The sequence below is a fragment of the Hydrogenobaculum acidophilum genome (genome assembly GCF_054656715.1).
The window spans coordinates 1-7465 of sequence record NZ_BAAHXP010000028.1; the positions used below are offsets into that span (position 1 = coordinate 1).

The following is a 7465-nucleotide window of genomic DNA, read 5'->3' on the forward strand; positions in this document are numbered from 1 at the left end:
ACCTATTGGTAAAAACTTCATAACGTTAATTATATCATTTTCAATAATGGATACTTATATGTGGTGGTATTTCTATATTTTCCAATAGTTTTTTTATATCGTCCTTGGTGGTAGATGGGTAGGCTTTGGCTTTTTCTTCCAAAACGTTTTGATTGTCAAAAGGGTTGAAGTACCAGTCTATATGTTTGATATTTAAGTTGGATAAAACGTCAAGCATATATAGTATAAAATATTCGTTTACAAAAGGGGGATAACATGTCGTTCTTAGTATAAATGGCTTATTGGTTTCGTGTAAATAAAGTATAGTCTTTACGACTTTAAAAAGACCATCCTTGTGATTGCAGTGATTGTAATCTATAGTTTTTACATCTATGGCAAAATAATCTACAAAATCGCTTATATCTTTTACCACCGATGGGTTTATACCGTTTGTATCTAGCTTTATTTTAAAGTTCATAGTTTTTAGGCTTTTAAGAAAATTCAAAAGTTTGTCTTCATATACAGTAGGCTCTCCGCCCGATATACATACCCATTCTACCAGATGCTTTCTGGATTTTAAAAGCTCAAAAACTTCGTTAACATCAAATGGTTTTGTATTTTTCAATACTATATCCTTGTTATGGCAATAAGGACACCTTAGATTGCAACCGCCAAAAAATAAAACAGTGCATAAAGACGGTGGGATACCTTTGCTTGGTACCCCTAGACAATCTACGAAGGATATTTTTTGAATACCATATATCATAGTTTACAACATGTACTCTAACCTATCCTTAAACTCCTCCTTTTTTCCAGCGTTCCATCTTTGTACAGGTCTATAGTATCCCACCACCCTTGAGTAAACTTCTGATGGCGCACTGCATATAGGACAGTTAAAATGCTCACCCTTTATGTAACCGTGGTTTGGACAAACTGAAAAAGTAGGAGTGATTGTAAGATAAGGTATAGGATACATTTCAAAGGCTTTTCTTATAAATTCTGGTAAGACATCTTCGTTTGGAGATTCTCCTAAAAATGTATGCACTACAGTCCCACCTGTGTAAAGCGTTTGCAAATCCTTTTGATGTTCTAAAACCTCAAAGGGGTCATCCGTGTACCCCACCGGCAATAGGGTGGAGTTTGTATAGTAAGGTTCCTTTTCTCCAGAGGTTATTATGTCCTTAAACCTTTTCTTATCGTGTTTGGCAAGTCTATAAGATGTGCCTTCTGCTGGTGTAGCCTCTAAATTGTAAAGATGCCCTGTTAACTCTTGATAAAGACTTAATCTTTCTCTCATCTTTTGGAGCACTTCTACGGCAAAAGCTTTGCCTTCTTTTGTATCTATCCCACGACCAAAGAAGTTTAGCAAAGACTCATGCATCCCGACAATACCTATCGTAGAAAAATGATTGTCGAAAGAGGTGAGGTAAGATGCCGCATAAGGCATTAAACCAGCTTTTAGGTTTCTTTCAATTACTCGTCTTTTTATCTCCAAAGATTCTTTAGCGATATCCATCATTTCAAAAAGCATTGAAAAATATTCTTCTTTTGTTTTCGCCAAATATCCTATGCGGGGCAAGTTTATAGTAACAACGCCTATGCTACCTGTTTTGTCAGCGGCACCAAAAAGCCCACCCATTTTGCTTCTTAGTTCCCTTAAATCTAGTTGCAACCTACAACACATAGACCTAACATCGCCGGGCTTTAAACTGGAACTTACAAAGTTTTGAAAATATGGTGTACCGTATTTTGCAGTCATCTTCCAAAGAAGCCTGGCATTTTCTGTGTAAAAGTCAAAATCTTTTGTAATGTTGTAAGTGGGTATTGGGAAGGAGAAGATTCTGCCAGCGTAATCACCTTCAAGCATAACCTCTATGAAGGCTTTATTGATGACATCCATCTCCTTTTGAAAATCACCATAATGGCCTATATCTGGTCTTTCTTCACCACCTACTATCACGGGCTTGTTTTTCATGTCTTCTGGTACTGTCCAATCGAAGGTAAAGTTTATAAAAGGTGGTTGAGAACCCCATCTAGATGGGACGTTCATTGCAAAAACCATCTGCTGTATTAGTTGTTTAACCTCTTGATAATCAAGGTGGTCTACTCTTACAAAAGGTGCTAAAAATGTATCCACGGAGTTGAAAGCTTGTGCTCCTGCAAACTCCATCTGCATGACGCCTAGAAAGTTCACCATCTGACCCGTAAGAGCTGATAGGTGCTTGGCTGGACCAGCTACAATTTGACCATAACCACCCCTAAAACCTTTCCTAAGCAAATCTTCCATAGACCATCCAGCGCAGTAAGCTACTATACCATGAGATAAATCGTGTATATGAATATCAGCGTTTTCATGGGCTTTTCTTATATGCTCAGGATAGACGTTTCTAAGAGTATAGTTTGCAATCACAGAACCAGCCACGTGCAAATACAAGCCTGGATAAGAAAAGCTTGAGTTGGAATTTTCAAAAGTTCTCCAATCTTCTTGGCTTATATAGTTCTTCACCAATTTGTCTATGTCAATGGTGTTATCTTCTAGATTTATGGCGATATCCTCGCTTTCTCTTATCCTTTCTCTTTGTCTTCTGTAGATTATGTAAGCTCTTGCCACCTTTGAAAACCCATGCGATATAATCGCCTCTTCTACTATGTCTTGAATTTGCTCTACGCTTATAATAGATGGGTTCTTCTTCTCTATAACGCTCAACACTTCATCGGTTGTATCTTTTACATAGGCGTTATCTATCCCCTTAAACTCTCCCACCGCATCAAAAGCCTTTTCTATAGCCTTTTCTATCCTTTTTCTGTCAAAATCCACTTTGGTGATGTTGTCTCTTTTTAGTACTTTTAATCTGTTTAGGTTAAAAGAGGCTTCTACACTAGCCTTTTTGCCGTGGCAGACTTTTGCTGAACCACCAGTACGTATGTTCAAGAAAAACTCCATAACTACCTCCTTATTATAAAAATCAATAAAAATATGATATCATTTATTTACTATATTAAAATGATATTTTTTATAAAATATAATAAGTGTTTATCAATACTAAGAAAATTGATTTTTAATAGCTAACGCAAGAAGCACATACGTCAAAGCTTCTAAGGGATAGATAAGCTTCTATATCAGAAGAAAGACCTATTATAGCTTTTTGAGCTGGATTGTGCTCTTCATCATGATAGCTTCCCAAATTCCATAAAGTAGGTGTAATAATGTTGTAATCTCTTATGAAGCCCTCTTCTATCTTTATTTTATGTATAAGCGTGCCTCTTGCTGCCTCCACTATTCCTATACCTTCCCCAGTAAACGCTTCTTTTACACTTGGCTTTATGTAAGAAGGTTCATTTATATTTATTCTTTCTAAGGCATCTTTTATCAAAAGGCTTAACTTTATTATTTCGTCTACTCTCGCTAATACTCTTACAAATAGAGAATCCCCAAGCTTTTTTAAAAGCTCTATAAACAAAGGATTTGAGGAGTTTATCTCTCTTGCCAAAGGACCTGTTTCAAAATATTTTTCGTTGTAAACCACACCAGTGATTTCTTTTAATTTTTTAAATTCATGCTCTTTTGTATTTACATTTTTTATATAAAAAGGCTCTTTTATACCGTTGTCAAAAATCGATGACTCTACGTAGCCCTCTATAGAGCCTCCCGTGATAAACCTACCGTAAGAAATACCCTTGTGTAAAAGTCCAAGCCTTTTGGATAGCTCTATAAAATCTCCAACGTCACCTTTGGTATAGTTTAATATGTCGTTTTCTGATAATGACATGTAATTGTCTATGGATATTCCTATTATATAAGTTTCTATGCTTTTTAAAAGATTAGTACAAAAACTTTTTGCAACGCTTATATCGTAAGAGGAAAAATCAGAGGTTATACCACCTGGCAAAGCGTAAGAGTTATGAGGCCACTGACCGCCAAAAACGGCTATTATTTTTATCGGATAGTTGCTTATGGCTATACCCCTTTTCCACTTTTCACCGTCAAAAGGGAGATAATCTTTCATGTCAGGATTTAGCTTTGGCATTTCCGACATAAAATATGCATAAAACCATCTTATGTGATTTTGAATCATTTCTGACAACAGCGTTATATACCTTACAAGATTGGCTTTTTGAGATATGCTAAAGCTTGTATTTTCGTTTTGGTAAGCGTTTTCTATGGCTTTTACAGAAGCTATAAGATGAGCATGTCCACATATACCGCATACCCTTGGAGTTAGTATCACGCTATCAAGGTAGGGTTTGTTTTTTAGTATGTTGCTAAAATCTCTATAGGATGTACCTAAAATACGTGCGTTGATTATCTTATCTTTAGAATATTCTAGTTTTAACTCTACTTCTCCTTCTAATCTGTTTAGAATAGTTTTTGTGATTTTCATTAAAGCTTATTTTTCAGTCTATCTGGGGTAAAGGTTTTTGCTATACCAGAAAGGAGGATATAGCCTCTTTTTGATACACCTATAGGTAAATCCTTTGGTAGACCCATAAGTTGTTCTGTTTTTAGCATGTTTTCTCTTGGGAAGTCAAACTCCGTACAGCCAACACAAGGAGTGCCAGCCCTCGTTTTTGAGCTTACTCCGTTCCAAAGTATCTTGTTGCAAGGTGAATGTGTTAGCGGCCCTCTGCAACCAAGCTCATAAAACAAACACCCTTCTTTTGTGCCAAACTCTTTTGATTCTACCTTCCACTCAAAGTATTCGTTTCTTAGGCATCCGTTGTGGGTAAGATATTTAAAAATATCTTTTGGTCTGTTGAACTCATCTAATTCTATATTTTTATCCTCTAGTAAAGAGTTTATCATATAAAATATCCATTCTGGATGAGCTGGGCATCCTGCTATGTTTATAACTGGATACGATGCTTTTGATAAAAAATCTTTTCCTAAAAGCCCACCAAACTCTTTAAACCTAAATTGAAGCCCCGTAATATGAATGTTTGATTTTGCATGCACGCCGCCAAAAGAAGCGCAATCCCCCAACGCTACTACGTATTTGGCTTTTAAGGACAACATTTTTACAAGGTTTGAAAAACTGTGAGAGCAGATATGTCTTATAGATTTTCCTATAGCGCCTTCTACTATTAAGATGTCTAATTCTTTTTCGTCTTTTAATAAAAGCCTAACACTTTCTTCAAGAGATTTATCAGATAGGGGATGATAGAGTATCTCTACATGTTCAAACAAACTTCCATGCTCTATGCACAAAAACGACTGGGTGTTTGCCCCGCAGGAAAGTCCTTGTATCCAAAGGAGTGTTTTCATGCTTTTAAAGCCATATATATGTTTTGAGATATGTAAGGCTCATAGTAATATAGGTCTTTATCCAAAACACCTTCGTAGTATAAAAACACTATACCACCTATAGAACCCATCATAGTAGAAAACGCTGTGAAGAATTCTTGGTTTCTGAGCTCTTTTTTCTCAACGCCGTCAGACAAAAGTATCATGGTTTCTGTGATAATGTCTTTTACGCACGTAAATCCTTCGCAACCTTCTTTAAAAACCTCTCTATTTACTAGAAAAACTTTTAGAAAATAGTTCATGAGCTCTGGTTCATTTTTCGCAATATCAAAAAAATTTTTAACAAAAAGTGCTATCTTCTCTTTTGTGCTTATGTTTAAAGAGTTTACACAAGAGAGTCTTTCTCCTACAAGCTTTGAAACTGTAAGCATTGTTTCTTTTGCAAGCTCTTCTTTTGATTCAAAGTAATTGTAGATGTTGCCTACGCTCATACCCAAAGCGTTTGCTATATCTGGTATGGTGGTATTGTAATAACCCTTCTTGGCAAAAAGCTCACAAGCTACTTTTATAATTTGATTTCTCTTTTCGTCTTTTGTCCTTGGCATAGAAAATATAATATAATGAAAATTTATGAAAGTTGAAAGGATATGCATAACCATACCAAGAGACCTTTTGGAATATATAGATAAAAGGGTAGAACAAACTTGTTCATCCAGGTCGGAATTTATAAGGGATTTGGTAAGAGAGGCTATGATAGAAGAAAAATGGACAAGCGAGAATGACGAGCTAATAGGTGTCATTGTTGTAATGTATGACCATCATAAAAGAGAGCTAACCCAAAAAATGCTCGATATCCAGCATAACTACTATGTAAACATACTTTGCACTACCCACATACATATTGACCATAATAATTGCCTAGAAACTATTATGGTAAAAGGCACAAAAAAGACCATAATAGATACGCTAAATTTGATAGCTGGTTTAAACGGAGTGAAATTTGCAAAACTTACAAAAGTATCAATAGTATAATATATATCATATTACTTTTTTTCAAAAAATATTATAATAAATGATAGTTCATTCATAAAGAGGGTAACGTGAGAAAAAGTAAAAAAGCAAAGCTTATGCTGTTGGGACTTGTTGGTTTTAACGGGCTAATCTGGAGCTTGTTTGCGGTAAACTTTTACAACGTACCTGGGCTTTTAGCTATAGGTGGCATGGCATATCTTTTTGGTTTAAGACATGCCTTTGATGCAGACCATATAGCGGCCATAGACAACGTCACAAGGAAGCTTGTCCAAGACCAGAAGGATGCTAGTAGTGTTGGATTTTTCTTTTCTTTTGGACACTCCAGCGTTGTAATAGGCCTTTCTTTGGCTCTTGTTTTTGCTACAAAAGCCGTAAAAGAATCTATACCTACTTTACAAAGTGTGGGCAATGTTGTGGGTACTCTAATATCTGCTTTTTTTCTCATATTGATAGGGGTCTTAAATATATTTATATTTAAAGCCTTATACGACATATACAAAATGTATAAAGAATCTTCTTCGGAGTATCAAGAAGAATTAAACAAAACATTTCAAGAACTTTTAAACAAAAGAGGTTTTATGGGTAGGGTTTTTAGCTTTTTATACAACAAAATAGATACCCCTTACAAAATGTATATAGTAGGGTTTTTGTTTGGGCTTGGTTTTGATACTGCTACAGAGATTGCGATACTTGGGATATCGGTGGCTTTAGCAAAAACCAACATGAATATATGGGGCATATTGTTGTTTCCTCTTCTTTTTACCGCAGGTATGACGCTTATGGACTCCTTTGATTCTCTTATTATGAACAACATATACTTTTGGACAAACAACGACCCTCTAAGAAGACTCTCTTTTAACTTGGTTATCACAGGGGCAAGCGTTTTTATAGCGCTTTTTATAGGTACCCTTGAACTTTTACAGATTTTGACCCAAGAGCTTATGCCAAAAGCCTATTTTACAGCTTTTATAAACGGCATACCGCTTGGCAAAGTAGGTATATTTATTGTACTGTTTATGATATTTACATTTTTGGGAGCGTTTATTTTTTATGGAAAAGCTTCAAAACAAAATATTTATCATACTGAAAATATAAATTAAAAATATATTGAGATTAGATATCAAAAATTTAAAATTTTGTTAGGAGGACACTATGAAAAAAGTGTTGTTGGCGGTATTTATGCCCTTTGTAGCAAGCGAAGCGGAAAACTTA

At 35.4% G+C, this 7465-nt stretch carries 7 protein-coding genes; 2 read left to right on the forward strand and 5 right to left on the reverse strand.

The annotated features are described in order from the left end of the window. Window positions 1–40 precede the first annotated feature (40 nt). The 5 genes from ACYQZV_RS08735 to ACYQZV_RS08755 form a co-directional block, all read right to left on the reverse strand. Window positions 41–745 (reverse strand): anaerobic ribonucleoside-triphosphate reductase activating protein, encoded by a 705-nt coding sequence (locus tag ACYQZV_RS08735; protein WP_459895186.1) that lies wholly within the window; start codon window positions 743–745, stop codon window positions 41–43. A gap of 3 nt (window positions 746–748) precedes the next feature. Further along, on the reverse strand, window positions 749–2923 hold the full coding sequence (locus ACYQZV_RS08740) for a ribonucleoside triphosphate reductase (RefSeq protein ID WP_459895188.1): 2175 nt from the start codon (window positions 2921–2923) through the stop codon (window positions 749–751). 115 nt (window positions 2924–3038) lie between these two features. Beyond that, window positions 3039–4361, reverse strand: coding sequence for a nickel-dependent hydrogenase large subunit (locus tag ACYQZV_RS08745; protein WP_459895190.1), 1323 nt, complete (start codon window positions 4359–4361; stop codon window positions 3039–3041). Further along, window positions 4361–5242, reverse strand: coding sequence for an NADH-quinone oxidoreductase subunit B family protein (locus ACYQZV_RS08750; protein ID WP_459895192.1), 882 nt, complete (start codon window positions 5240–5242; stop codon window positions 4361–4363). The genes ACYQZV_RS08745 and ACYQZV_RS08750 overlap by 1 nt, the downstream gene beginning before the upstream one ends. Then, window positions 5239–5826 carry a TetR/AcrR family transcriptional regulator gene (locus ACYQZV_RS08755; protein WP_459895194.1) on the reverse strand — a complete coding sequence of 196 codons (588 nt, stop codon included), beginning with the start codon at window positions 5824–5826 and terminating at the stop codon, window positions 5239–5241. Before ACYQZV_RS08755 ends, ACYQZV_RS08750 begins: the two co-directional genes overlap by 4 nt. Before the next feature lie 25 nt (window positions 5827–5851). Here ACYQZV_RS08755 and nikR point away from each other — a divergent pair, with 25 nt between their 5' ends. Both nikR and ACYQZV_RS08765 read left to right on the forward strand, forming a co-directional pair. Next, window positions 5852–6253: a nickel-responsive transcriptional regulator NikR gene (gene nikR, locus ACYQZV_RS08760; RefSeq protein ID WP_459895196.1), complete on the forward strand. Its 402-nt coding sequence runs from the start codon at window positions 5852–5854 to the stop codon at window positions 6251–6253. Window positions 6254–6321: 68 nt separating this feature from the next. After that, window positions 6322–7353, forward strand: a complete 1032-nt coding sequence (locus ACYQZV_RS08765; RefSeq protein ID WP_459895198.1) for a HoxN/HupN/NixA family nickel/cobalt transporter — start codon at window positions 6322–6324, stop codon at window positions 7351–7353. Window positions 7354–7465: the final 112 nt, after the last annotated feature.